Source organism: Pseudomonas sp. BN415 (assembly GCF_029871195.1).
GTDB lineage: Bacteria > Pseudomonadota > Gammaproteobacteria > Pseudomonadales > Pseudomonadaceae > Metapseudomonas > Metapseudomonas resinovorans.
The window spans coordinates 1-26470 of record NZ_SSOK01000064.1 but is presented as its reverse complement, the minus strand read 5'-3'; the positions used below and the strand labels follow the sequence as shown (position 1 = coordinate 26470).

The 26470-nt window shown below is 64.1% G+C and carries 22 protein-coding genes; 10 read left to right on the top strand and 12 right to left on the bottom strand.

Going from position 1 to position 26470, the window contains the following annotated elements:
* Nucleotides 1-84: 84 nt before the first annotated feature.
* The 6 genes from E8F20_RS22175 (at nt 85) to E8F20_RS22150 (ending at nt 5890) form a co-directional block, all read left to right on the top strand.
* Nucleotides 85-1686, top strand: coding sequence for an ABC transporter substrate-binding protein (locus E8F20_RS22175; RefSeq protein WP_280285684.1), 1602 nt, complete (start codon nt 85-87; stop codon nt 1684-1686).
* 201 nt (nt 1687-1887) lie between these two features.
* The gene (locus tag E8F20_RS22170) at nt 1888-2898 is read left to right on the top strand and encodes an ABC transporter permease subunit (RefSeq protein WP_280285683.1); all 1011 of its coding nucleotides are present in this window, start codon (nt 1888-1890) and stop codon (nt 2896-2898) included.
* 11 nt (nt 2899-2909) lie between these two features.
* Nucleotides 2910-3815, top strand: a complete 906-nt coding sequence (locus E8F20_RS22165; protein ID WP_280285682.1) for an ABC transporter permease subunit — start codon at nt 2910-2912, stop codon at nt 3813-3815.
* Nucleotides 3816-3825: 10 nt separating this feature from the next.
* A complete protein-coding gene (locus E8F20_RS22160) occupies nt 3826-3951 on the top strand; it encodes a hypothetical protein (RefSeq protein ID WP_280285681.1) in 126 nt (41 codons plus the stop codon).
* A complete protein-coding gene (locus E8F20_RS22155; protein ID WP_280285680.1) occupies nt 3948-4922 on the top strand; it encodes an ABC transporter ATP-binding protein in 975 nt (324 codons plus the stop codon). The genes E8F20_RS22160 and E8F20_RS22155 overlap by 4 nt, the downstream gene beginning before the upstream one ends.
* Complete coding sequence (locus E8F20_RS22150; protein WP_280285679.1) at nt 4919-5890, top strand: peptide ABC transporter ATP-binding protein; 972 nt, start codon at nt 4919-4921, stop codon at nt 5888-5890. Before E8F20_RS22155 ends, E8F20_RS22150 begins: the two co-directional genes overlap by 4 nt.
* Before the next feature lie 128 nt (nt 5891-6018).
* Here E8F20_RS22150 and E8F20_RS22145 read toward each other — a convergent pair whose 3' ends face one another.
* From E8F20_RS22145 to E8F20_RS22115, 7 genes are all read right to left on the bottom strand, one after another.
* The gene (locus E8F20_RS22145) at nt 6019-6939 is read right to left on the bottom strand and encodes a biotin-dependent carboxyltransferase family protein (RefSeq protein ID WP_280285678.1); all 921 of its coding nucleotides are present in this window, start codon (nt 6937-6939) and stop codon (nt 6019-6021) included.
* The gene (gene pxpB / locus E8F20_RS22140; RefSeq protein ID WP_280285677.1) at nt 6936-7613 is read right to left on the bottom strand and encodes a 5-oxoprolinase subunit PxpB; all 678 of its coding nucleotides are present in this window, start codon (nt 7611-7613) and stop codon (nt 6936-6938) included. The genes E8F20_RS22145 and pxpB overlap by 4 nt, the downstream gene beginning before the upstream one ends.
* Entirely contained in the window at nt 7610-8356 is a 747-nt protein-coding gene (locus tag E8F20_RS22135; protein ID WP_280285676.1) for a 5-oxoprolinase subunit PxpA, read from the bottom strand. The genes pxpB and E8F20_RS22135 overlap by 4 nt, the downstream gene beginning before the upstream one ends.
* 249 nt (nt 8357-8605) lie before the next feature.
* Nucleotides 8606-11152: a sulfite reductase flavoprotein subunit alpha gene (locus E8F20_RS22130; RefSeq protein ID WP_280285941.1), complete on the bottom strand. Its 2547-nt coding sequence runs from the start codon at nt 11150-11152 to the stop codon at nt 8606-8608.
* A gap of 182 nt (nt 11153-11334) precedes the next feature.
* Nucleotides 11335-13536: a TonB-dependent siderophore receptor gene (locus E8F20_RS22125; RefSeq protein ID WP_280285675.1), complete on the bottom strand. Its 2202-nt coding sequence runs from the start codon at nt 13534-13536 to the stop codon at nt 11335-11337.
* Nucleotides 13537-13862: 326 nt separating this feature from the next.
* A complete protein-coding gene (locus tag E8F20_RS22120) occupies nt 13863-14951 on the bottom strand; it encodes an alpha-hydroxy acid oxidase (protein ID WP_280285674.1) in 1089 nt (362 codons plus the stop codon).
* Between the two features lie 157 nt (nt 14952-15108).
* Entirely contained in the window at nt 15109-16272 is a 1164-nt protein-coding gene (locus E8F20_RS22115) for a type III PLP-dependent enzyme (protein ID WP_280285673.1), read from the bottom strand.
* 550 nt (nt 16273-16822) lie between these two features.
* On the opposite strand from E8F20_RS22115, the gene E8F20_RS22110 reads away from it, so the two are divergent.
* Both E8F20_RS22110 and E8F20_RS22105 read left to right on the top strand, forming a co-directional pair.
* The gene (locus E8F20_RS22110; RefSeq protein WP_028628541.1) at nt 16823-18406 is read left to right on the top strand and encodes a peptide chain release factor 3; all 1584 of its coding nucleotides are present in this window, start codon (nt 16823-16825) and stop codon (nt 18404-18406) included.
* A gap of 140 nt (nt 18407-18546) precedes the next feature.
* A complete protein-coding gene (locus E8F20_RS22105; protein ID WP_280285672.1) occupies nt 18547-18999 on the top strand; it encodes a transposase in 453 nt (150 codons plus the stop codon).
* A 65-nt stretch (nt 19000-19064) separates the two neighbouring features.
* Here the strand turns inward: E8F20_RS22105 and E8F20_RS22100 are convergent, their stop codons facing one another.
* Nucleotides 19065-20078, bottom strand: a complete 1014-nt coding sequence (locus E8F20_RS22100; protein ID WP_280285671.1) for a succinylglutamate desuccinylase/aspartoacylase family protein — start codon at nt 20076-20078, stop codon at nt 19065-19067.
* Between the two features lie 98 nt (nt 20079-20176).
* Here E8F20_RS22100 and E8F20_RS22095 point away from each other — a divergent pair, with 98 nt between their 5' ends.
* On the top strand, nt 20177-20800 hold the full coding sequence (locus E8F20_RS22095; RefSeq protein WP_280285670.1) for a TetR family transcriptional regulator C-terminal domain-containing protein: 624 nt from the start codon (nt 20177-20179) through the stop codon (nt 20798-20800).
* 32 nt (nt 20801-20832) lie between these two features.
* Here the strand turns inward: E8F20_RS22095 and E8F20_RS22090 are convergent, their stop codons facing one another.
* The 4 genes from E8F20_RS22090 to E8F20_RS22075 all read right to left on the bottom strand — a co-directional run bounded on the left by E8F20_RS22090 (nt 20833) and on the right by E8F20_RS22075 (nt 25169).
* Entirely contained in the window at nt 20833-21528 is a 696-nt protein-coding gene (locus tag E8F20_RS22090) for an ABC transporter permease subunit (RefSeq protein ID WP_280285669.1), read from the bottom strand.
* A gap of 13 nt (nt 21529-21541) precedes the next feature.
* On the bottom strand, nt 21542-22252 hold the full coding sequence (locus E8F20_RS22085; RefSeq protein ID WP_280285668.1) for an ABC transporter permease subunit: 711 nt from the start codon (nt 22250-22252) through the stop codon (nt 21542-21544).
* 60 nt (nt 22253-22312) lie between these two features.
* The gene (locus tag E8F20_RS22080) at nt 22313-23098 is read right to left on the bottom strand and encodes a transporter substrate-binding domain-containing protein (protein ID WP_280285667.1); all 786 of its coding nucleotides are present in this window, start codon (nt 23096-23098) and stop codon (nt 22313-22315) included.
* A 67-nt stretch (nt 23099-23165) separates the two neighbouring features.
* Nucleotides 23166-25169: an aminotransferase class I/II-fold pyridoxal phosphate-dependent enzyme gene (locus tag E8F20_RS22075; protein WP_280285666.1), complete on the bottom strand. Its 2004-nt coding sequence runs from the start codon at nt 25167-25169 to the stop codon at nt 23166-23168.
* Between the two features lie 191 nt (nt 25170-25360).
* On the opposite strand from E8F20_RS22075, the gene E8F20_RS22070 reads away from it, so the two are divergent.
* Entirely contained in the window at nt 25361-26185 is an 825-nt protein-coding gene (locus E8F20_RS22070; protein ID WP_280285665.1) for a TatD family hydrolase, read from the top strand.
* Nucleotides 26186-26470 lie beyond the last annotated feature (285 nt).

The window sequence follows — 26470 nt, the reverse complement described above, 5'->3', positions numbered from 1 at the left end:
GAAGCCGCAGGGTCAGGTGCAACGGACACCGAAGGCTTCGACCACCTGATACGCCGCCCTCAGAACAACAACAACGAGGTTCGCATGCGTCAGAAAACCACGCTCAAGTCCATGCTCGCCGCCGGCCTGATACTCGGCTCCGGCTTCACCCATGCCGCCAGCAACCTGGTCTTTTGCTCCGAAGGCAGCCCCGCCGGCTTCGACCCGGGCCAGTACACCACCGGCACCGACTTCGACGCGACCTCCGAAACCCTCTTCAACCGCCTCGCCCAGTTCCAGCGCGGCAGCACCCAGGTCGAACCCGCCCTGGCCAGCAGTTGGGATATCAGCGAAGACGGCAAGCGCTACGTCTTCCATCTGCGCCCCGGTGTGAAATTCCACACCACCGGTTATTTCAAGCCGACCCGCGAGCTCAACGCCGACGACGTGCTCTTCACCTTCCAGCGCATGCTCGACAAGGAGCATCCGTTCCGTAAGGCCTACCCCACCGAGTTCCCCTACTTCACCGACATGGGCCTGGACAAGAACATCGCCAAGGTAGAGAAGGTCGACGACATGACCGTCGCCTTCACCCTGAACGACGTGGACGCCGCCTTCATCCAGAACCTGGCGATGAACTTCGCTGCGATTCAGTCCGCCGAATACGCCGACCAGTTGCTGAAGGCCGGCAAGGCCGCCGACATCAACCAGAAGCCCATCGGCACCGGCCCCTTCGTGCTCAAGCGCTACCAGAAGGACGCGCAGATCCGCTTCACCGGCAACCAGGACTACTGGAAGCCCGAGGATGTGAAGATCGACAACCTGATCTTCGCCATCAACACCGACGCCTCGGTGCGTACCCAGAAGCTCAAGGCCGGCGAATGCCAGGTCACCCTCAACCCGCGCCCAGCAGACATCGAGGCCCTGAAGCAAGACCCGAACCTGCAGGTGCCGAGCGAGCCTGGCTTCAACCTCGGCTACATCGCCTACAACGTCACTCGCGCCCCCTTCGACAAACTCGAAGTGCGCCAGGCGCTGGACATGGCGGTGAACAAGCAGGCCATCATCGACGCCGTCTACCAGGGTGCCGGCCAACTGGCCGTGAACGGCATGCCGCCGACTCAATGGTCCTACGACGAAACCATCAAGGACCGCGACTTCAACCCGGAGAAGGCCAAGGAACTGCTGAAAGCCGCCGGCGTTGCCGAAGGCACCGAAATCACCCTCTGGGCAATGCCGGTGCAGCGTCCGTACAACCCGAACGCCAAGCTGATGGCCGAAATGCTCCAGTCCGACTGGGCCAAGGTGGGCATCAAGGCGCGCATCGTCAGCTACGAGTGGGGCGAGTACATCAAGCGTGCCCACAATGGTGAACACGACACCATGCTGATCGGCTGGACCGGCGACAACGGCGACCCGGACAACTGGCTGGGCACCCTCTACGGCTGCGACTCCGTGGACGGCAACAACTTCTCCAAATGGTGCGACGCCCGCTACGACAAGCTGGTGAAGGCCGCCAAGGCCACCGCCGATGTCGAGAAGCGTACCGAGCTGTACAAGCAGGCCCAGCACGTCCTGCAACAGCAGGTACCGATCACCCCCATTGCGCACTCCACGGTCTATCAGCCGATGCGCGCCAGCGTGAAGGACTTCCTGATCAGCCCCTTCGGACGCAACAGCTTCTATGGCGTCTCCAACGGACGCTGAGTGAACGAGGCCGGGCAACCGGCCTTGTCCGCCCCCTTCGAGCCACCGACAGAGTGGCCGAGGCCAATCTCACCTGCCCAAAACGAACGCAAGGCTCTGCCCCGACACCTTCGGGCCGGCGCCTTTACCCATGCAGCCTAAACTGCTGGGAACGGTCAGCACGCTGGCCGGCATTACAAAAATGAGGAGTGATTCGCCCAAATGCTGAGTTTCATAGCACGCCGACTGGGGCTTCTGATCCCCACCTTCTTCGGCGTCACCCTGCTCACCTTCGCCCTGATTCGCCTGATCCCCGGCGACCCGGTGGAAGTGATGATGGGTGAACGCCGGGTCGACCCGGAAATGCACGCCCAGGCCATGGAACGCCTCGGTCTCAACAAACCGCTGCCGGAACAGTACCTGGATTACATCAGCAAGCTGGCACAGGGCGATCTGGGCGAATCACTGCGCACCCGCGAAGGCGTCTGGCACGAATTCCTCACCCTGTTCCCGGCCACCCTGGAACTGTCCATCGCGGCACTGATCTTCGCGGGCACCCTTGGCGTGCTGGCCGGCGTGATCGCTGCACTCAAGCGCGGTTCGCTGTTCGACCACGGGGTGATGGGCATCTCGCTGGCGGGCTACTCCATGCCGATTTTCTGGTGGGGCCTGCTGCTGATCATGTTCTTCTCCGTCTGGCTGGGCTGGACGCCGGTGTCGGGGCGGATCGACCTGCTCTACGACATCGAACCGAAAACCGGCTTCATGCTCATCGACACGCTGCTTTCCGAAGAGGAAGGCGCCTTCGTCGATGCCCTGCGCCACCTGATCCTGCCGGCTATCGTGCTGGGCACCATCCCGCTGGCGGTGATCGCCCGCATGACCCGCTCGGCGATGCTCGAAGTACTGCGCGAAGACTATGTCCGCACCGCTCGCGCCAAGGGTCTGTCGCCAGCTCGCGTGGTCTTCGTCCACGGCCTGCGCAACGCGCTGGTCCCGGTCCTCACCGTGTTCGGCCTGCAGATAGGCACCCTGCTCGCCGGCGCCGTGCTGACCGAAACCATCTTCTCCTGGCCCGGTATCGGCAAATGGCTGATCGAGGCCATTGGCGCTCGTGATTATCCAGTGGTGCAGAACGGCATCCTGCTGATCGCCTGCCTGGTGATCCTGGTGAACTTCGTCGTGGACATCCTCTACGGCCTGGTCAACCCACGCATTCGCCATCAGCGATAAGGAGACCTGACGTGACCACCCTGCAACCCCAGGTCGATCCAAGCATCCTTTACCCCTCCCCGCTGAAGGAGTTCTGGAAGGCCTTTTCCCACAACAAGGGCGCCGTGGGCGGCCTTGCCTTCATGATCCTGATCGTGTTCTGCGCCCTCTTCGCCCCCTGGGTCGCGCCCCATGACCCGAGCGAGCAGTTCCGCGACTTCCTGCTGACCCCGCCGGTCTGGCTGGAAGGCGGCCAGGCGCAGTTCCTGCTCGGCACCGACGAACTCGGCCGCGACCTGCTCTCGCGCCTGATCTTTGGGGCCCGCCTGTCCCTGCTGATCGGTCTGGCCTCGGTGGTGATGTCGCTGATCCCGGGTATCCTCCTCGGCTTGGTGGCGGGTTTCTTCCCGCGCCTGCTGGGGCCCTCGATCATGCGCCTGATGGACATCATGCTGGCCCTGCCCTCACTGCTGCTGGCGGTGGCCATCGTCGCCATCCTCGGCCCGGGCCTGATCAACACCGTGATCGCCATCGCCATCGTCTCCCTGCCTTCCTATGTGCGCCTGACCCGCGCCTCGGTGATGGGCGAGCTGAACCGCGACTACGTCACCGCCTCGCGCCTGGCTGGCGCCGGCCTGCTGCGCCTGATGTTCGTCACCGTGCTGCCCAACTGCATGGCGCCGCTGATCGTCCAGGCCACCCTGAGCTTCTCCTCGGCGATCCTTGACGCCGCCGCCCTGGGCTTCCTCGGCCTCGGCGTGCAGCCGCCCACGCCTGAGTGGGGCACCATGTTGGCCTCCGCGCGCGACTACATCGAACGCGCCTGGTGGGTGGTCTCGCTGCCCGGCCTGACCATCCTGCTCAGCGTGCTGGCAATCAACCTGATGGGCGACGGCCTGCGCGATGCGCTGGACCCGAAACTCAAGAATGCAGTCTGAGGAGCCCGCCATGAACCGAATCATCTTCGTAGGATGGGTGGAGCGAAGCGATACCCATCATTTCCGGCCGACCAAGTCGATGGGTATCGCTCCGTCCTGCGGCGAGCCTTGCACCGCTCTGGAGGCCACCGCATGAGCCTCCTCGAAATCAAGAACCTCAGCGTGCGCTTCGGCGACGCCAATGCCGTGCCGGTGGTGGACGGCCTCGACATCGCCGTGAACAAGGGCGAAGTGCTGGCCATCGTCGGCGAGTCCGGCTCCGGCAAGTCGGTGACCATGATGGCCCTGATGGGGCTGATCGACGCTCCCGGCCGCGTCACCGCCGACAGCCTGCTCTTCGACGGCCACGACATGCTCAAGCTCAAGGGCAAGCAGCGCCGGCACATCGTGGGCAAGGACCTGGCGATGGTTTTCCAGGACCCGATGACCGCCCTCAACCCCAGCTACACCGTGGGCTTCCAGATCGAGGAAGTGCTGCACCAGCACATGGGGCTCAAGGGCAAGGCCGCGCGCCAGCGCGCCCTCGAACTGCTGGAACGGGTGGAAATCCCCGGCGCCGCCAGCCGTCTAGACGCTTATCCCCACCAGCTCTCCGGGGGCATGAGCCAGCGCGTGGCGATTGCCATGGCCATCGCCGCCGAACCCAAGCTGTTGATCGCCGACGAACCCACCACCGCCCTGGACGTGACCATCCAGGCGCAAATCATGGACCTCTTGCTGGACCTGCAGCGCGACCAGGGCATGGCGCTGGTGCTGATTACCCATGACTTGGCCGTGGTGGCCGAAACCGCCGACCGCGTCTGCGTGATGTACGCCGGCCAGGCGGTGGAAGTCGGCGAAGTGCCACGGCTGTTCAATGCGCCGACTCACCCCTATACCGAAGCCCTGCTCAAGGCCATTCCCGAGCACAGCCTCGGCGCCCATCGCCTATCAACGCTGCCCGGTATCGTCCCCGGCCGCTACGACCGGCCGCACGGCTGCCTGCTGTCGCCGCGCTGCCCTTATGGCCAGTCCAACTGCGTGGCCCAGCGTCCGACCCTGGACCCGCATGCCCATGGCGCCGTGCGCTGCTTCTACCCCCTTAACCTGATCGAGGTGGCGCGATGAGTGCTGTATTGACCGCCCGCGAACTGACCCGCCACTACGAAGTCTCCCGTGGCCTGTTCAAGCCCAGCGCCCTGGTACGCGCCCTGAACGGTGTGTCTTTCGAGCTGGAGGCCGGCCGCACCCTGGCCGTGGTCGGCGAGTCTGGCTGCGGCAAGTCCACGCTGGCCCGTGCCCTGACGCTGATCGAGGAGCCCTCCTCGGGCTCGCTGCAGATCGCCGGCCGCGAAGTCGCAGGCGCCAGCAAGGACGAACGCAAGCAACTGCGCCGCGACGTGCAGATGGTTTTCCAGAACCCCTACGCCTCGCTCAACCCACGGCAGAAGGTTGGCGACCAGTTGGCTGAACCGCTGGTCATCAACACCGGCCTTTCCCGCGTCGAACGCCGCGAGCAGGTGCAGGCGATGATGCAGCAGGTGGGCCTGCGCCCCGAGCACTACCAGCGCTACCCGCACATGTTCTCCGGCGGCCAGCGCCAGCGCATCGCACTGGCCCGCGCCATGATGCTCAACCCCAAGGTACTGGTAGCGGACGAGCCGACCTCGGCCCTGGACGTGTCGATCCAGGCCCAGGTGCTCAACCTCTTCATGGACCTGCAGGAGCGCTACAACACCGGCTACGTGTTCATCTCCCACAACCTTGCGGTGGTGCGCCACGTCGCCAACGACGTGCTGGTGATGTACCTCGGCCGCCCCGTCGAAATGGGACCCAGCGAGCTGATCTACGAGCGTCCGCTGCACCCTTACACCAAGGCCCTGCTCTCGGCCACGCCGGCCATTCATCCAGACCCGGGCAAGCCGAAGATCAAGATCGCCGGCGAACTGCCCAACCCGCTCGACCCGCCGCCCGGCTGCGCCTTCCACAAGCGCTGCCCCTACGCCACCGAGCGCTGCAAGGTGGAAGAACCCGGGCTGCGTCTGATCGATGCGCGCCAGGTGGCCTGCCACAACGTCGAGAGCATCAACGCCTGAGCAAGTCGCTCTTCTGTGGGGGCGAATTCATTCGCTTAGGGCCGCGCAGCGGCCCCTGCGGCACTGAAGGGCAGCCCTACGGACTGCTTAGCGAATGAATTCGCCCCCACAAGAACAGTGCAAAGGACCTACCGCCCGAAGAAGCTATAGAACGCCCGCAGCTCATCCTGGGAGTCGTCCAGGCTCATCACGGTGAACCGCAGCATCTGGTTCGCGGGGCATTGCGCCAGGCGCCCGAGGTCCAGGGAATGGACCCAGCCAAGGATGGGATAACCGCCCATGGTCTGGCGGTCGGCCATCAGGATGATCGGCCGGCCGTCGGGCGGCACCTGGATCGCGCCACTGACCACGCCCTGGGACCACTGCCGTTGCGGTGGGACCAGCGGCTCACCTTCCAGCCTCGCCCCCATGCGATCGGACTGCGAACTGAGTTGCCAGGGGCGCTCGAAGAAGGCGCGGGCCTGTTCCTCGTCGAAACTGGCGGCGTCGCCCCCGATCACCACCCGCAGCACCTGCGCCACGCTGTAGTCCGGTTGCCAGGGCCAAGGCACGCTGGCGCCACGTGGGAAGTTGCCGGAACCGCCTGCCAGCAGGTCACCTTCGACCAGGCGATGGCCTTGGCCATTCAGGCCGCCCATGCCTTCACGCATCTGGCAAGCCACGCTACCCAGCACCGGTTCGGCACCGATGCCGCCCACCAGTGCCAGATACGCGCGCTGACCATTGCGGGCATAACCGACCTGCAAGCGCTGCCCGGCCTCCAGGCGAAACCGTGACCAGTTGAGGCGCGATTCGCCGTCGACACTCAGCGGCATGTCGGCACCGGTGATAGCCACCCATAGCGCCGCCTCGGCCTCCAGCTCCACGCCCCCGAGGGCGATTTCCAGCACCGCGCATTGCCGCGGATTGCCCAGTAGCCGGTTGGCCCAGGCCGCTGCCAGCGGGTCCATGGGGCCGGCCGGGGAAACGCCCAGATGCTGCCAGCCGAACCGACCGGCGTCCTGCAGCAAGCTCAGGGGGCCGGGTTTGATCACCCGCAGACTGCTCATGCCTCGCCACCTTCAGCGCGATAGCGGGTTTCGTCGATGGCGAAGAAGCGCACGCGATCACCCAGGGCCAGCGGACACGGCGGCTCGCGCCGGGCATCGAACAACCGCCAGGGGCAGAGCCCGAGCAGGTGCCAACCGCCCGGAGAGGCCTGTGGATAAATGGCCGTCTGCTGCTCGGCGATGGCCAGGCTGCCAGCCGGCACGCGAATGCGCGGGCTGCTGCGACGCGGCAGGGCAAGTCGCGAATCGAGACCACCGAGGTAAGCGAAGCCCGGCGAGAAGCCGATGGCACCGACCCGGTATTCGGCGCTGCTGTGGATATCCACCAACCCGGCCACGGACAGGCCGCAGGACTCAGCCACCCAGGCCAGGTCCTCGCCGCAGTACCAGATGGGGATTTCATGCAGCCGGCCGGCATCGGGCGCATCGGGCGCCAGCAGCCAGGCTTCCAGCAGCGGTTCGATGCGCTGGGCCAGGTCCTGCTGGTCCGTGCGGGTCAGGTCGTAGTGCAGCAGCAGGGTGGTCCAGCCGGGCACCAGGTCCAGCAACAGCGGACCCAGCTCACGGCGCAGGGTCTCGGCCAGCGCCGCGATGCGCTGCGGGGACCGGGTGTCCGGTTCATCGGCCAGCACCAGCAGCAGGGCTTCGGCGCCAGCAGGTTCGAGACGGATCATAGGGCGTCCAGCTTGCCTCGCAGCCGGCGCAACACCGCCAGGGACTCAGGATTGTCGCCATGCACACAGAGGCTGTCGGCAGTCAGCCGCAGGGGCTTGCCGTCGATGTCCGGAAAGGGCTCACCGGCGGCAATGGCCAGGGCCTGGCTGAGAATGCGCTCGGGGTCGTGATGCACCGCGCCGGCCATGCGTCGGGGCGCCAGTTGGCCGTCAGACAGATAGGCGCGGTCGGCGAAGGCCTCGAACATCAACGGTACATCGGCGGCATCCGCCAATTGCAGTTCGCGGCTGTTGTCCGCCAGGGCCAGAACCATCAGCGGCAGCCCTTTGCGATAACTGGCACAGGCATCGAGCACGGATTCGAGCAGCGCGTCGTCCCGCACCAGATCGTTGTACAACGCGCCGTGGGGCTTCACATAAGCCACCTGGGTGCCGACCGAGCGGCAGAAGGCTTCCAGCGCGCCGAGCTGATAGAGCACCAGGGCGCGCACCTCATCCGGCGAGCAGGCCATATGGCGACGGCCGAAACCGGCGAGGTCCGGGTAGGCCGGATGGGCACCGATGCGCACATGGTGACGCAGCGCCAGCTCAACAGTGCGCTGCATGGTCAGGGGGTCAGCAGCGTGGAATCCACAGGCGAGGTTGGCCTGGTCCACCAACGGCATGGCGTGCTCGTCATTCCCCATCTGCCAGGCGCCGAAGCTTTCGCCCATGTCGCAGTTCAGCAGGATTCGTCTGTTCATGAGGCGAATTATGGCTAAAAGCTGGCAGCCATGTAGGGACTAATTCGCGGGTATTCCTGCATTAGGACACCTGCAGGGTAGGCTTCAGCCCACCCACAAAGGCCAGCGAGGGCTGAAGCCTACCCCACATAACTGGCATTGCACCGGTGCACGTGGCGCACCCTAGGGAGGGGCGAAAAAAACACCCCGCACAAGGCGGGGTGAACGTTCCCCAGGAGCAGGGATCACTCGGTTCGGCGCACAGCGCCTTCAGTACACGTCGCGGCGGTAGCGGCCATCGTCATTCAGTTGCTGCAGCGCCTCGTCGCCAAGGATGTCGCGCAGGGTGCGATCGACGCCCTCGGCCATGCCCTGCAGGCTGCCGCAGACATAGATCACCGCGCCCTCCGCCAACCAGGCGCGCAGTTCGTCCGCCGCTTCGCGCAGACGGTCCTGCACATAGATCTTCTCGGCCTGGTCGCGGGAGAAGGCGATGTCCAGACGCTGCAGTTCACCCTGGGCCAACCAGCCCTGCAACTCGTCACGGCAATAGAAGTCGTGGGCCTGGTTGCGCTCACCGAACAGCAGCCAGTTGCGATTGCGCCCGGCTGCGATGGCCGCCTTGAGCAGGCTGCGCAGGCCGGCCAGGCCAGTACCGTTGCCAATGAAGATCAGCGGACGATCCTCATCGATCAGGTGGAAGCGGCTGTTGCGACGCAGGCGCAGGGGCACGACGGCGCCCTGCGGCAGGTAGTGGGTCAGCCAGCCGGAGGCGATGCCCAGGCTGCCATCGGCGTGCAGCTCCTGACGTACGATCAGCTCCAGCACACCGTCACTGGCCAGTGAGGCGATCGAATACTGACGCACCGAGAGGCCGATCAGCGCCTGCACCAAGGCTTGCGGCTGCAACCCAACAAGATGCTCGAAGGAGTTCGGCAGCAGGCGCCCGGCCAGCGCCTGGCGCAGCGACTGGCGCTGGCCGTCCAGCTCCACCTGCGCGTTGCCGTCGAGGCCATGCTGGTCGAGCCAGACCTGGATGCGTGGCTCGGCCTGGCGCGGGAGGATTTCCACCAGGTCACCGGCCTGCCAGTCGACCTGGCTACCCGTCGGGGCGCGCAGGCGCAGCAACCAGGTGGATTCACCCTGGCTACCCGGATTGAGGTGCTCGCGGCCTTCCAGGGTCCAGCTCTCGAAAGCCGGGCCGCTCCAGGGCGTCAGCATGGCGCTGCCGGAAACCTGAGCGATCCGCTGCTGCCATTGCTGCAGGGCGCGGCTGTCGCCGTTATCCACTTCCACCGGCTCGAACAGCTGGCTCGCGCCCTGCCCTTTCAGCCAGGCCTGCAGACGGCGGCCGAAGCCACAGAACTGCTCGTACTGGCGATCGCCCAGGGCCAGCACGGCGAAGCGCAGGCCGGCGAGTTGGGAGGCCTGACCAAGCACTTTGCGCTCGAAGCCACGGGCATTGTCCGGCGCTTCGCCATCGCCAAAGGTGCTGACCACAAAAAGCGCGTTGCGGGCCTGGACCAGGGTGCCGCCGTCCAGCGCGGCGAGGGGTTCGACCCGTACCGGCAGGCCGGCAGCCTGGAGCTGGCTGGCGCTCTGCCAGGCCAGTTGCTCGGCGAAACCGCTTTGGCTGGCGAAGCCGATCAACCAGGAATCCTGCCCACCGCTCTCGGCCAGGCCACCACGGGCGGCCTTGATCGCACGCTTTTTGCGCCGACGGTCCAGGTAGAGCAGCCAGCCGGTGACGAAGAACAGCGGCATGGTCAGGCTCACCACCATTACCAGGATGCGGCCCGGCAGGCCAAAGTACTCGCCCACATGCAGCGCATAAACGCTGGTGAGCAGTTGGGCCTTGAAGCTCTTTTCGGTGTAGCGGTCGCTGCGCGCCACCTTGCCGGTGGCCGGGTCAAGGACTATCTGGTTCAGGGCGCGGGGATGGTCGGCATCTTCCAGCAGGTAGAACACCTGTGCAGGCTTGCCGCCCACCAGCGGCAGGCGCAGGTTGTAGGCGCTCAGAGTCGGGCCGGCGGTTTCGCGGATGCTTTTCCACACAGCGTCATAGTCCACCAGCAGCGGCGGGCCGGACGGCGCCTCCGCGCCGGGACGGCCACGGCGCTCGCCGGGCTTGCCCTGCTGGCCAGCCGGTGCATCGGAAAGCAGGCGGGTGAGCCCTTCGCGGTACCACTCGTAGGACCAGTACAGGCCAGTTAGCGCCGCCAGGAGATAGAACACCAGGCACCAGGTACCGGCCACGGCGTGCAGGTCCCAGTTGAAGCTACGACCCTTGCGCGACCAGTCGAGGGTCAGCCAGGCGCGCCAGTTGGTGGCCTTGCGCGGCCAGCGCAGGTAGAGGCCGGACAGGCAGAAGAAAATGAGGATCAGGGTGCAGGCGGCGGTGATCTGCTTGCCGAACTCGCCCATGGCGAGGAAGCGGTGCAATTGCAGCATAAGGCCGAAGAACTGCTGGCCGGCAGGCTGGCCCAGCAACTCGCCGGTGTAGGGGTCGAAGTAGCGCATGGGGCCGCGCCGCTCGCCCGGCGGCGGCGTGAAGAAGACGCGGGCGGCATGGTCGCTGCTCGTTTCCACCCACAGGCCGGAGACTTTCTTGCCTTCCGCTGCCTCGATCCTGCTCACCAGTTCGGCCGGCGGCAGCACGCCGCTATCACGCACCTCGACTGTCAGGGTCTCGGGATTGAGCAGGCGGAGGATTTCTTCCTGAAAGCTGTACGCGGCCCCGGTGATGCCCATCAGTGCCAGCACCAGCCCGGCACTGATACCGAACAACCAGTGCAGCTGGAACAGGGTCTTCTTCAACACGTGATATCCCTCGGATACGCACCTGGCGGTGCGTCAGATCGCTTGTTCGCGGCAGGCCCCATGCCTGACCGGGGGCGATTTTATTTGAGAACGGGATGCATTAAATCAGGAAATGAAGGTTTTACCCTTTATTTACAGCGACACGGGCCCTGCACAAGGCAGGGTCCGTGACACGTCCGTCAGAACGAGTAGCTGGCGGTCAGGATTGCCGAACGAGCATCGCCGTATTCGATGGCCGAGGAGCGGGCGTCGGTACCGTTCTGCTGACGCACACGTTCCACGTAGTCCTTGTCGAACAGGTTGTTCACGTTCAGCTGCAGGTCCAGGTTTTCGTTGACTCGGTAACCGACCATGGCGTTGTGCAGCCAGTAGGCGTCCAGCTTGGCAGTGGTGCTGGAGCTGACGTTACGCTCGCTGATGTAGCGCGCGCCGTAGCCCAGGGTCCAGCCTTCCGGCAGCTCATAGGTGGTCCACAGGTTGAAAGAGCGCGGCGGGGTGTTGCCCAGCGCCTGGCCTTCACGCGCGATACCCGCGGCAGTGTCGGCAGCGTCCAGGGTCTCGCTGGACTGGAAGGTGTAGTTGGCGAAGACATCCCACTGCTCGGTGATGTGACCGGTCAGCCCCAGTTCCACGCCTTCAACGCGCTGCTTGCCGGCCAATTGGGTCGAGCCATCGGCCATGGTTTCACGCGCATTGGTCTTTTCCACGCGGAACAACGCGCCATCGAGCTCCAGGCGACCGCCCAGCAGTTCCCACTTGGTGCCCAGCTCCCAGGTCTCGTTCTTTTCCGGGTCCAGGTTCTCGGTCGCTGCGGTCAGGCCACCACCGTTGGATGCGATGCCTTCGGCGGTGGGGTTGAAGGAGTTGCCCCAGGCCACGTAGAAGCGACCGTTTTCAACCGGCTTGTAGACCAGGCCCGCGCGGCTGCTGAGTTTCTCGTCCTTGGAAGTGAAACTGCCGGTTGGCACCTTGGTACCGGAGAAGGTGTCGCTATGGCCCTTGAACCAGTCGTAGCGCAGGCCGACGTTGACGTCCCACTGCTCGTTCAGGGCGATGGTGTCGAAGACATACAGCGCCTTGTCGTCAAGCTGGTTCTCTGTGTAGCTGGAAGTGGTCTTGTTGACCGGACCGACCCAGTGACCGGGTGGGTTGCCCAGGTCGTAGCCGTCAGCCGGGTACAGGGCATTGCCCAGACCATGGTTGTAGGTCTTGAGGTCGAAGTCCTCGCGGGAGATTTCCGCACCGGTCACCAGTTCGTGGTCAAGACCAAGGGTTGCGAAGCTGGCGCGCAGGTTGGTCTGGTTGATCCACATCTCGGCGGTGATGTCACGGCCGTAGGCCTGGGGGCCTGCCGGACGATAGCGGCCCGCCGGGACACCGGTGAGGTTCACGTGGGACGCCGAGACGATGGTATTGCGGTCGACGCGGCTGTAGCGGGTCAGGTTCTGCAGGCGCAGTTGGTCATTGAATTCGTGCTCGAGGTTCGCGGTGAAAGCACTCTGCTCGATCTCATCCTTGTCCAGATTGTCCCAGCCAAAGTAGTCCTCGCGGCTGACGCCAGCGATCTTCTTGCCATTCAGGGCCGGCACGCCGTAGTCCGGCAGATTATCGTCGGTCTGGTGGAAGGCGCTCAGGGTCAAGCGAGTGGAGTCGTTGAAGCCCAGCCGCAGCGAGGGGGCAACGCCCCAACGCTCGCGGTCGATCTCGTCGCGGCCGGGCACGTCGTTCTCGTGGGCCATCAGGTTAACGCGGAAGGCGCTGTCGGTGCCTACGCCTTCCAGCGGCTGGTTGGCGTCCAGGGTCAGGCGGTGGTAGTTGTCGGTGCCCAGGCCGCCGCCCAGGGTGGTGAAGGCGCGATCCATCGGCTGCTTGCTGATGATGTTGATGCTGCCGCCAGTGGTGCCGGCGCCGCCGAACACCGAGTTCGGGCCCTTGATGACCTCGACCTGCTCGATGTTGAAGGTATCGGTACGGCTGGTCTGGGCACTGTCACGCAGGCCGTCGATCTGGATGTTGTTGTTCGCGGAGAAGCCACGGATGTTGATGCTGTCGCCAGAACCACCACCGCCCTCACCGGCGTTGAAGGTGATACCGGAGACGTTGGACAGCACCTGGCGCAGGCTCAGTGCCTGCTGCTCCTTGATGACTTCCTTGGGAACCACGGTGATGGTCTGCGGAGTGTCCAGCAACGGCGCGGTGTACTTGGAGGAAGCGGACTCCTCGACCTTGTACGACTTCTCGGCCTTGCTATCGATCTTGACAGTGCCGAGTTCAAGCTTGCCCTGTTCGGCGGCCATGGCCAGGCCCGCGGAAGATGCAGTAACGAGGCCGACGGCAGTGGCCAGGACGGCGCGTTGCGGCAGATTGTTCTTTTTGCTCATAAGAATCACTCCCCAGTGAAGATGGGGCGCGATTCTATTTGCGAACGCTTATCAGTAAATATTTAAACGCAATATTTACATAAACTTTACATTTCTCATCGAGCCACTGAGAGCATCAAGCATCGGTCATTTCATGCAGTTTTCTCGAAAAACCGATAAAACCCTTCAAAAGTCATCGAACCACCAAACTAAGCTCGAATGCATTCCTGCCGATCAAAATGGTGACCATTCGGTCACTTTTCAGCCTTGATGCAAAGGGAATCCATGAAAACCGCCACTGGTGATCGGATAATCCATTCGGATTCTGGCAGGTGAGGCGAGAAGGTCTAACGCCAGATCAGGGAAGACTCGATGTCGGCCAGGCTCACGCACCCCGTCAGGGCCATCGCCACTTCCAGCTCAGTGCGCAGCAGGTGCAGTACGTGGGCCACACCAGAGGCTCCCGCGGTAGCCAGCCCATGAACGTAGGGGCGACCGATCATCACCGCACTCGCGCCCAACGCGAGCGCCTTGAACACGTCGGTTCCACGACGAACGCCACCATCGAGCAACACCGGCACCCTGCCGGCCACTGCCTGAGCGACCGCCGGCAGTGCGTCCAGCGTCGCCGGCATACCGTCCAGGGTCCGGCCGCCGTGGTTGGAGACCACGACTCCAGCGACGCCCCGCTCCACCGCGCGCTCGGCATCCCGTGGATTCATCACCCCCTTGACCAGCACCGGCAAGTGAGTGAGGGACTGCAGCCACTCCAGGTCCTTCCAGGTCGGCGCATGGGTCAGCAGCGGGCTGCTGAACAGCGGGCTCGTACCCGGCTGGGCGACGCTGGGCGGCAGGCTGCGCATGCCCTTCAAGTTCACGGCCTCAACGCCCTCCGGCAAGACGAACCCCGCTCGCTGCTCACGGTTACGCATGCCGTTGACCGGCGCATCCACCGTGACCACCAACGCGCGATAACCAGCCGCCTCGACACGCCGCACCAGGTCGCGAGTGAACTCACGATCCGGTTGGATGTAGAGCTGGAACCAGAGGGGAGTCTGAGCGGCCTGGGCAATGGCTTCCAGGCTGACACTGGCCTGAGTGCTGACCACCATGGCCGCGCCCATGGCAGAAGCGCCGAGCACACTGGCCAGTTCGCCATCAGGATGGGCCAGCTTCTGGAACGCTACGGGCGCCAGAAGAATCGGATAGTCCAACCCGAGGCCGCAGAGCTGCAAACGAGTGTGGCCTCCCTGAAGGTCCTCCAGCACCCGATTGAGCAGGCGCACACGCTGGAAGGCCGCAAGATTGTCAGCCAGGGTCTGCTCATCCGCCGCGCCGCCGGCCAGATAGGCCCAGGCTTGCGCCGTCATACGCTCACGGGCGAAAGCTTCGTAATCGGCAACAGCGGCAATCTCGGCAGGAATGAGCGCAGTCAAGGCGGTGAACCTCTTCGGACCGGCAACGAGCCAGTCGATAATCGTTAGCAAATGGAACTGGCGCTCATCTTACTGCCCTGACAACACACAAGAAACCACGCCCCGGAAATGACAAGGCCCGCCATGAAGGCGGGCCTTGTTCGAAGCGCGTACTGGCTTACAGGTAGTAGGCCTTCAGCGGCGGGAAGCCGTTGAACTCCACCGCGCTGTAGCTGGTGGTGTAGGCACCAGTGGACAACCAGTAGAGGCGGTCTTCAGCGGCCAGGTTCAGCGGCAGGCCGTACTTGTAGTTCTCGTACATGATGTCGGCGCTGTCGCAGGTCGGGCCGGCGATCACCACTTCTTCCATCTCGCCCTTCTTCTCGACCCAGATCGGGAACTTGATGGCCTCGTCCATGGTTTCGATCAGGCCGGAGAACTTGCCCACGTCGGTGTAGATCCAGCGCTCTACAGCGGTACGCGACTTGCGCGCCACCAGCACGACTTCGCTGACCAGGATGCCGGCGTTGGCGATCAGGGAACGGCCCGGTTCCAGGATGATTTCCGGCAGCTCGTCGCCGAAATCTTCCTTGAGGAAGCGGATGATTTCCTCGGCGTAGGTTTCCAGGCTGTTGGTGCGCTGGATGTAGTTGGCCGGGAAGCCACCGCCCATGTTGATCATCTGCAGGGTGATGCCGTCTTCTTCCTTCAGGCGCTCGAAGATCACCTTGACCTTGGCGATGGCGGCGTCCCAGACGTCGATGTCGCGCTGCTGGCTGCCTACATGGAAGGACACGCCGTAGGGCACCAGGCCCAGTTGCTTGGCGAGGATCAGCAGGTCCAGGGCCATGTCCGGGTTGCAGCCGAACTTGCGCGACAGCGGCCAGTCGGCCGAGGTGGAGCCTTCAGTGAGGATACGTACATAGACCTTGGCACCCGGAGCGGCCTTGGCGATGTTGCGCAGGTCGGCTTCGGAATCGGTGGCGAACAGGCGCACGCCCTTCTCGAAGAAGTAACGGATGTCGCGGGCTTTCTTGATGGTGTTGCCGTAGCTGATGCGCTCCGGGCCAACGCCGGTCTTCATCACCTTGTCCAGCTCATAGATGGAGGCGATGTCGAAGTTGGAACCCTTGTCGCGCAGCAGTTCGGTGATTTCGGTGGCCGGGTTGGCCTTCACCGCGTAGTAGACCTTGGCGAAGGGGAAGCAGCTCACCAACTGGTCGTAGGAATCGGCGATGGTCTGCTTGTCGATGACTACGAACGGGGTTTCTTGCTTGTCGGCGAACGCCTTCATGCGCTGGAAAGTTTCGGGCGAGAAATAGTCTTCGACCTTGATCGACATGCGAGGGACTCCATATGGCAAAACAAACGAAAGTTGTTAGGGGTGGCCAGTGTTGCGTTGGACAACAGGCCTGAACGTCTGATCAGTTTCCCCACTTTGGTTCGCCTACTTCCCAAGGCATGTCGCCGAGGATTTTCAGTCATCAATGACTTCAAACCTCTCGTCGTCAGTACTTGAGCCGGATGGATCGTTGCCAGCATGGACGTTCGGGCGCGAACTTTAGGACCACAGGAACCACAGATCAATCAAAAATTGCCGCTTTCTCGCATCCCTTTGTCGCATGGCCAGTTGACTGTTTCGAATCTTCAACAAAACGTTATGAAATGCTGCACAGACGCGGGTTTCAGGGTGATGACAGGGGGGCGGAGGGTCTTTCCCCTGTGGGGGTGAATTCATTCGCAAAGGGCTGCGCAGCAGTCCCGTCGGTTGGCGCAGAGCGAAGCGAAGCCCAACATGCCCGGCGGCGCTGATCGAGCATCCATTTCCCGCTATAATCCCGCGCTTTTCCGGGCCGTCCGCGCCCCGCCATCGATTCCAGCAGGCACCCTTCATGACCATCCAGGCCGCCGAAGTCGCGAAACGCCGCACGTTCGCGATCATCTCCCACCCCGACGCCGGTAAGACCACCATCACCGAAAAGTTGCTGCTGATGGGCAAGGCCATCGCCGTGGCCGGTACCGTGAAGTCGCGTAAATCCGACCGGCACGCCACCTCCGACTGGATGGAGATGGAAAAGCAGCGTGGCATCTCCATCACCACCTCGGTGATGCAGTTCCCCTATCGCGAGCACATGATCAACCTGCTCGACACCCCCGGCCACGAAGACTTCTCCGAAGACACCTACCGCACCCTGACCGCGGTGGACTCGGCGCTGATGGTGCTGGACGGCGGCAAGGGTGTAGAACCGCGCACCATTGCCCTGATGGAAGTCTGCCGCCTGCGCGACACCCCCATTGTCAGCTTCATCAACAAGCTGGACCGCGACATCCGCGACCCCATCGAGTTGCTGGATGAGATCGAGGCGGTACTGAAGATCAAGGCCGCGCCCATTACCTGGCCGATCGGTTGCTACAAGGACTTCAAGGGCGTCTACCACCTGTCCCAGGACAAGATCATCGTCTACACCCCGGGCCACGGCCACGAGCGCACCGAGATCAAGGTGATCGACAAGCTCGACTCGGACGAAGCCCGCGCCCACCTGGGCGACCTCTACGACAACTTCGTCGAGGAGCTGGAACTGGTGCAGGGCGCTTGCCACGAGTTCGACAAGGAAGCCTTCCTCAAGGGTGAGATGACCCCGGTGTTCTTCGGTACCGCGCTGGGCAACTTCGGCGTCGACCAGGTGCTCGACTGCATCGTCGACTGGGCGCCGAAACCGCTGTCGCGTGCCGCCCATGAGCGCATCGTGGAGCCGACCGAGGAGAAGTTCTCCGGTTTCGTATTCAAGATCCAGGCGAACATGGACCCGAAACACCGCGACCGTATCGCCTTCATGCGCATCTGCTCGGGCAAATATGAGAAGGGCATGAAGATGCGCCACGTGCGCCTGGGCAAGGACGTGAAGATCGCCGACGCGCTGACTTTCTTCTCCAGCGAGCGTGAGCAGCTGGAAGAGGCCTTCGCCGGCGACATCATCGGCCTGCACAACCACGGCACCATCCAGATCGGTGACACCTTCACCGAAGGCGAGGCCCTGGGCTTCACCGGCATCCCGCACTTCGCCCCGGAACTCTTCCGCCGCGTGCGCCTGAAGGACCCGCTGAAGTCCAAGCAGCTGCGCCAGGGCCTGCAGGAACTGGCCGAGGAAGGCGCCACCCAGGTGTTCTTCCCCGAGCGCAACAACGACATCATCCTCGGCGCCGTGGGCGTGCTGCAGTTCGACGTGGTCGCCAGCCGCCTGAAGGAGGAATACAAGGTCGAGTGCGCCTACGAGGCGATCAACGTCTGGTCGGCGCGCTGGATCGAGTGCAAGGACGAGAAGAAGCTCAAGGAGTTCAAGGACAAGGCCTTCGAAAACCTGGCCGTAGACGGCGGCGGCCACCTCACCTACCTGGCACCGACCCGCGTGAACCTCAGCCTGATGGAAGAGCGCTGGCCGGACGTAAAATTCCGCGCTACCCGCGAGCACCATTAAGGACGTAAACCTGTAGGAGCCAGCTTGCTGGCGAATCGGAACATCCCTTTCGCCAGCAAGCTGGCCCCTACATCGGGCTCCCTTGCCCTTCTTGACGCCCTGAGCAAACCTCCCTGTTTTCCCCACAGGGAACGCAATGGATGCGCTATCAAGGAAAGAATCTGCGCAAAGGCCGCCTCTCCGAGCCCGGCCGTATCTACCTGCTGACAACCGTCACTCATGAGCGAACGCCCGTGTTCGCACAATGGAGTCACGGCTGCCTGGTCGCCCGCGAGATCTATGCCATGCGGGAGCGACACTCGCTGGAAACCCTCGCCTACGTATTGATGCCTGACCATCTGCATTGGCTCGTCCAACTGCAGTCCGGAACCTTGGAACAGCACGTGAGGCGACTGAAGTCCCGCTCCGCCATTGCCCTGAATTCAATGAAGAAAAGTAGCGGGCGCGTGTGGCAGAAAGGTTTTCATGACCATGCCCTTCGCAAAGAGGAAGACGTGCAGGCGGTGGCCCGTTATGTCGTTGCCAATCCCTTGCGTGCTGGTCTGGTGGAGAAATTGGCGGACTATCCGTTCTGGGACGCGGTCTGGTTGTAGGAGCGAGCTCGCTCGCGAACCTCACCACGCCATTCGCCAGCAAGCTGGCTCCTACGACAGAGCTGTTACGGATCGAGCGCACCGGAAGTCCAAGTGCTCGACGGTAAAGAGCCGGTGAATTTGGCGACTATCGCACCTGCCGGGACCAGCCGGTCGCGATAGCGGGTGACCATCAGTCCCGCCTGGGGCGCCAGCAGCCGGTGTTCGCTGGACGGGTCACCGGGGGTGGCTATGACACGGGCGAAGCATTCACCGACCTGGACGGCATCGCCCAGCTCGCGCTCGAACACCAGCACTCCGGCAGTCGGCGCGAATACGGTTTCCATATGCCCGATGGGCACCGCCCTTCCCTGCCACGCCGGTAATTGCGCCGGTTCGGCAACAAGACCACGGGCGCAGAGAAAGGTGTAGAGCCCATCGGCATCCTGCTGTGCCAGGGTGTCACTCACATCCCCTTGCCCGCGCAGTTCGACGGTGGACACCAGGCGCCCCTCGACGCGCCCGTCCGCCAGCCAGGGGGCAATCACCACCTCCTCGAAGGCACCATCGCCGTCCCCTTCCCAGATGATCGCCACTTCGGCCCCAAGGGCTGCCGCGAGGTCCTTGCCGTCGGGCCAGAAACACTGATGCAAGTAGACGTATTGCAGCGCTTCGTCGTCGGTATGCAGGTCAAGGACGATATCGGCATCGGCGGCGAGTCCGGCCAGCGCCTTCTGCCACGCAGCGAGACTGCCAACCGGCCGGGCCTGTGATGCTGACTCAGGGAAGCCTCGGTTGAAGTTGCGGCTGCTGGGTTCGTGCACCCGCCCCAGGATGCGCCCTTGACGGAACTGGCCAATGCCCAACGGGTTGGCCTGGGGCACCACCGTCACGCGGCCGCGCAACAGGCCGTCCTCAGCGGCCTGGATCAGGCGCGGCAGGAGCTTGTGCAGCACCAGCATGCCGGCGATCTCGTCGGCGTGGACCCCGGCCTGCAAGTGGACCTTGGGGCCCGGTTTGCCGCTGTCCAGGCGCCAGGCCGGCACGCACAGGCGGGCACCGGAATCCCCCGGAATATTCAGGGAGACATCTTCGATCATGTCCTACCTCCTCTCGGCCGCCGGATATGTCCGGACGGTTGGTTTGTCGTCGGGCCAGGCGGTACTATCCCGGCCCATCGAGCGAAGGAAATCGCCCCTTGGAAACGCCCCGCGAACGACAGCCCCGCACCAACCCCGACGAACGCCGCGAACATCTGGTGCGCGCCGCGCTGCGCTGCCTGGTCGCCGAAGGCCACGCCGGCATTTCGGTGCGCCGCATCGCCAAGGAGGCCAACGTCGCCGTTGGCCTGATCAATCACTATTTCGGCAGCATCGACGCCCTGGTCGCGCAGGCTTACGAGACCCTCGCCAGCGAGGTCAACCAGGCCCTGGTGGCCCGCATCGATGCCGCCGGCCCGGCACCAGCCGCGCGTCTGGAAGCCTTCCTGACCGGCTACTTCTCGCCAGTCACCCTGGACCCCGACCTGCTCAGCCCCTGGGTGGTGTTCTGGAGCCTTATCCGCCATTCCCCCCAAGTGAACGAAGCCCACGAACGCACCTACGGCGGTTCCCTGGTACTGCTGGAACAACTGCTCTCTGAGCTCGCCCGGGAAGAAGGCTTCTCCATCGCCAAACCACGTCTTGCGGCCATCGGCCTGTCGGCCATGCTCGACGGCCTGTGGCTGGAGTGGTGTCTCAATCCCGCCAACTTCAGCGCCGAGGAAGGCCTGGAGATCAGCCGCCGCTGGGTCGACAGCCTGCGGCGCGGGGCCTATGCCTGACGTACTCAGGCGAATCCGAACCCCACATTTTCTCAATTCGCCCGGCGAAACATGCTTCGTCGCTCCGCCAGGCCGAAGCCCATCTCGATCATGAAGGTCAGGCAGACGTAGATGCCTGCCACCAGCAACAGCGGCTGGTAGATCTGGAAGGTCTGGGCACGCACCACGTTGGCCGCTCCCAGGAGGTCAACCACCGCCACCGTCGACGCCAGCGCGGTGGACTTCAGCAGCATCACCGTCTCACCGGCCAAGGTCGGGAGCAGCAGGCGGATCGCCCTCGGCAACCAGACCCGCATCAGCACCAGACGCTGGCGCATGCCGAAAGCCGCTGCGGCCTCCAGCTCTCCCTTGGGCACGGACTTCATGCCGCCACGAATGACTTCTCCCACGTAGGCCCCCACCGAGAGCACCAGCGCGATGACGATGTACCAGAAACCGTCGCGCAGGTACGGCCAGAGGAAGCTACCGCGAATCAACGGGAACTGGGCGAAGAGGCTGCCCAGGCCGTAATAGAAGATGTAGATCTGCACCAGCAGCGGCGTCCCGCGAATCACGCTGGTGTAGGCGAGGCTCGTGCCCGCCAGCACCGGGTTGCGCGACATCCGCGCCAACGCCACCAACAGCGCCAGAGCAAAGCCCAGTACGGCGGATATGGCGAGAATGAGCAACGTGGTGCCCAGTCCGCTGAGCAGCAGTTTTCCGTAGTCGAATATCCAGGTAGCGGTCATCGCACGCCCTCACTCACACCGACGGGGTCCAGCGGCGGAAGCGCCGTTCGAGCCAGCCGGAAAACAGGTTGGAGAGCACCGTCAGCAGGTAATAAAAGGCCGCGGCGGTGAGGTAGAAGGTCAGGTAGTGGCGCGTCGAGCCCGCCGCCTGTTTGGCGGTGAAGAGCAGCTCGTTGGTGCCGACCACGCTGATCAGGGCGCTGTCCTTGATCAGGTTGACCCAGAGGTTGGCCATCCCGGCCAGGGCGTTGGGCGCCATGATCGGCAAGGTCACCCGGCGGAACAGGCTGAAGCCGCTCAGGCCAAAAGCCCGCGCTGCCTCGATCTGCCCGTGGGGAATGGCCTGGATGGCCCCCCGGAAGATTTCCGAGGCATAGGCACCCTGCACCAGTCCGAGCACCGCGATGGCCACCACCGTGCCGTTGAGCTTGAGGTCGCCATAGCCAAGCCAGGCAAACAGTTGGTTGAGCCCCATCGAGCCCACGTAGTAGAGCAGCAGGATCAGCAGCAACTCGGGTATTGCGCGACACAGGGTGGTGTATCCCCGCATCAACTGCGCCACTGGGCGCGGGCCGTTGAGCTTGCCCATGGCGACGGCCAGGCCAATCAGCATGCCGACCAGGAAAGCACCGACGGAAATCTGCAGGGTTACCCACAACCCCTTGAGCAGCGCCGGCCCCCAACCCTGGGCGCCGAAGCCGACCAGTTCAAAGTAAGACTGCATTGCAGGCCCTCATCGAGGCGGAAATGCGCCATCCCGGTACAGCCGGGATGGCTCCGGAGGTCACTGCTTCGGCGCGACGCTGACGTCGAAGTACTTGGCGGAGATCGTCTTGTAGTCCTCGCTGGCCAGCAGCTTGGTGATGGCCTCGTCGAGCTTCGCCTTGAGGGCGACGTCGTCCTTGCGCAGGCCAGCCCCTACACCACGGCCAAACAGCGGATCGTAGGGCACTTCGCCCTTGTTCTCGATGCCGGCGGCCTGGGCATCAGGGGATTTGACGAAGGCGCTGACCGCGATGCCGTCGGCCATCATCAGGTCGATGCGCCCCGCCACCAGGTCGGCGTTCACCGAGTCCTGGGTGTCGTAGTAACGCACGTCGGCGATGCCGTCGTAATGCTGCTTCAGGTAGTTGGAGCTGACGGTGGAGAGCTGCACGCCGACCACCTTTCCTTTCAGTCCTTCGGGGCTGACGGTGACGTCCAGCGCCGCGGGTGCGGCCACTGCGACCGGGGTGTCGTAATAGGCACGGCTGAAGGCGATCTGCTTCTCGCGCTCTTCAGTGACGGACATGGAGTTGAAGATCACATCCACCTTCTTCGACATCAGGGCTGGAATCAGGCCATCCCAGGCCACCTCGTCGATCTCGCACTGGGCCTGCATCTGCGCACAAAGGGCGCGGATCAGGTCCGGCTCGAAGCCTGCCCACTGGCCGTCTGGCTGCTTGCTGGAGAATGGCGGATAGGGTTCCGCCGCCATCGCGAATCTCAGGGTTTCGGCCTGCGCGCCCACCGCGCCGGCCATGAGCATTACCGCACCCGCCATCCAACGTGCCAGTTGAGACTTCTTCATGGTTTCTGCCCTGCTTGATGTTGTTGTGGTTAGAGCCTGTCGAATTGGCCGCGCCCGGCAGCCGGAGTCAGCGATTCTGGTGAGCGGTAACGAACTGTCGGCAGCGCTCGCTGCGCGGCCTCAGGAAAACCTCCTGCGGGGGCCCTTCCTCTTCGATACGCCCCTGATGGAGGAAGGCGACATGGCTGGAAACGTCGCGCGCGAAGGCCATTTCGTGGGTTACCAGGATCATGGTGCGGCCCTCTTCGGCCAGGGAGCGGATCACCCGCAGGACTTCGCCCACCAACTCAGGGTCCAGCGCCGAGGTGGGCTCGTCGAACAGCATGACCTTGGGGTCCACCGCCAACGCACGGGCAATCGCCACCCGCTGCTGCTGGCCACCGGACAGGAAGGAGGGATATTCGTGGCGCTTGGCGGCGAGCCCGACCCGCTCCAACAGGGCCTCGGCACGCTCGATGGCTTCGGCGCGGCTTTCGCGCAGCACCTGGATCGGCGCTTCGATGAGGTTTTCCAGCACAGTGCGGTGGGGCCAGAGGTTGAAGCTCTGGAACACCATGCCGAGCCGCGAACGAATCCGGGTCAGCTGCTTCTGGTCCGCCACCATCGGTTCGCCGATGCGACTGGTGGTGAGACGAATGCTCTCGCCATCGACCGTGACCGTGCCCTGGTTGGGGATTTCCAGCATGTTTATGCAACGCAGCAATGTGCTCTTGCCCGAACCACTGGCCCCGATCAGGGACACCACACCGCCCTCCCGGGCAGTCAGCGAAACGCCCTTGAGCACCTCGAACTGGCCGAAGCGTTTGTGAATGGAATCCACCTCCACCATCTTCGGAGGCTCCACCTTTGCGGCTCGGGTATCGACCGAAACGGTCGGGCGCACGTCCATGCGTGGCCCAGCTCCCAGGGTGGCGGCAAAACGGCGAATGCGCGCGCAGGCCTCGGCCAATTGCTCTTCGCCCAAGCTGAATGACAGCCGCACGAAGCCGCTGGCGGAAGGGCCGAAGGCCGCAGCGTCCAGCACCGAGACGCCGGTTTCGCGGAACAGCTTCCAGGCGAAGTCCAGGGAACTGAGGCCACTGCCCCGTACGTCGAGCAGGACGAACATCCCGGCTTCAGGTGTCAGCACCCGGAGCGGTGCGCAGTCCTGCAGCGCATCGACCACCAGGTCGCGGCGCCGCCGGTAGCACGCGCGCATTTCCCCGGTTACCTGGTCATAGGTGCGAACTGCGGTCAACGCGGCTTCCTGCACGAAACCGGGAAGGCCATACAACACGTTCAGCGCCAGGTTTTCGATGTGGGCCACCAGTTCGGGACTGGCGATCACCCAGCCGGTGCGCCAGCCGGTCATGGCGTGGGACTTGGACAGGCTGCCGATGCTCACGGTGCGCTCGCGCATGCCCGGCAAGGTGGCGAAGTAGCGGTGTGGTTGTTCGAAGGTCAGGCTCTCGTAAACCTCATCCACCACCACCCACAGGTCGTGCTGCTGCGCGAGCTCGGCGATGGCCTGCATTTCTTCGGTGCTGAGCACCACGCCGGTCGGGTTGTTGGGGTTGGCGAAGAAGATGGCGCGGGTACGCTCGCTGATGGCTCCACGCAAAGCCGCGAGGTCAGGGCGGAAGCCGCCCTCCGCCGGACAGGGCACCCTTACCAGGGTGGCGCCGGTAGCCTTCAACGTGGCTTCGTAGGTGACGTACACCGGATCGAAGACGATGACCTCATCGCCGGCCTCCAGCAGGCACATGGCCGCCGCGTAAAGACCGTTTTGTGCGCCAGCCACAAGGATGGTGCTGTCCGCCGACACCGGCTGGCCGGTCAGGCGGCCATGTAGATCGGCGATGGCCTGGCGCAGCTCGGGCCGACCGGCAACGTCACAGTAATGGGTGTCACCCGCCTGCAAGGCCTGAATGGCCGCTGCGGTGATGGGGGCGGGGGTTGCGAAATCCGGGTCGCCAATGCTGAGGACTATCACGTCCTCGCCCGCACGTTGGGCGGCGATGGCCGCGTAGTGAATATCCCAGGCTGCTGTGCCTGGCCCTGCCATTCTCTCCACAAGCGAAGCGAAACGCATGTTCGGGCCCCATTGCAAAGGGTGAAATCCGGGTCACGTGACTGCTCAGCGAACCGGCGAATGGCCCAACCATAGCCGAGCATGAACGAGTGTTCAATAGCGATTTCGGCCTTGTTTTTCCTGCCCCGCGCGATGCCCCGAGACAGAGCGGATGCACCGGAGTAAACAGACACAACGCCCCAGGAATGGGCATGTCAGACCGTGGATTGGCGGTATATGCTGGCGCCATGCTGATCGATACCCACAACCATCTGGACTTCCCCGACTTCGACGCTGATCGCAGCGGCGTGCTGGCGCGTTGTCGTGCCCTGGGCGTGCGGCGCCAGATCCTGCTCGGGGTATTCCGTGACAACTGGCAGCGGGTCTGGGACCTGGCCAATTCCGGCGATGATTTCTGCACCGCCTTCGGCCTGCACCCGGTCTACCTGGCACAGCACCGGGACGAGCATGTAACGGAACTGCGCCACTGGCTGGAGCGGCACGCGGGCCACCCGAAGCTCTGCGCCGTAGGGGAAATCGGCCTGGATTACTTCGTCCCCGAGCTGGACCGCGACGAACAGCAGCGCCTGTTCGAGGCGCAGCTGGCCCTGGCACAGGCGTTCGAGCTACCACCGCTGCTGCATGTACGGCGCAGCCACGCGGCGGTGATCGCCACGCTGAAGCGTTTTCGCCTGAAACGCGCCGGCATCATCCACGCCTTCGCCGGCAGCGCCGAAGAGGCAAAGGAATACCGCAAACTGGGCTTCCGCCTGGGCCTCGGCGGCGCCCCCACCTGGCCCCAGGCCAACCGCCTGCGCAAGGTGGTGGCGCAACTGCCGCTGGAAGACATCGTGCTGGAAACCGACTCGCCGGACATGGCGCCGGCCATGCACCCCTATGGGCGTAACAGCCCGGAGTTCCTGCCGGATATCTGCGAGGCCCTGGCCGAAATCCGCGGCGTTACACCCGAGGAACTGGCCGCGGCCAGCACGCGCAATGCCTGTGAGGTGTTTGGCTGGAAGGATTTGCAGGGGTGAGCATTATTGCCTTCTGGAGGCGAATGAATTGGCTATGTCTGCGTTAGTTGTTGCAACGATGAAGGAAGTGCTCTAGTGCAGACCTTCGAGGCTTCCGCGCCAGCCGGACATAACCCTCATCCGAACGCGGCCCGCCCCAGCCCCTCTCCCGGAGGGAGAGGGGTGACTCGCGCTGGCGAGGCACGATCCATCCTGAAGCCCACACGGGCCTGATACCAGGCCGGCAAGGCGAGGCAGCGACTACGCCCCTTCAGGAGGCCGAGCGGAATCGTTGCGCAGGGGGAC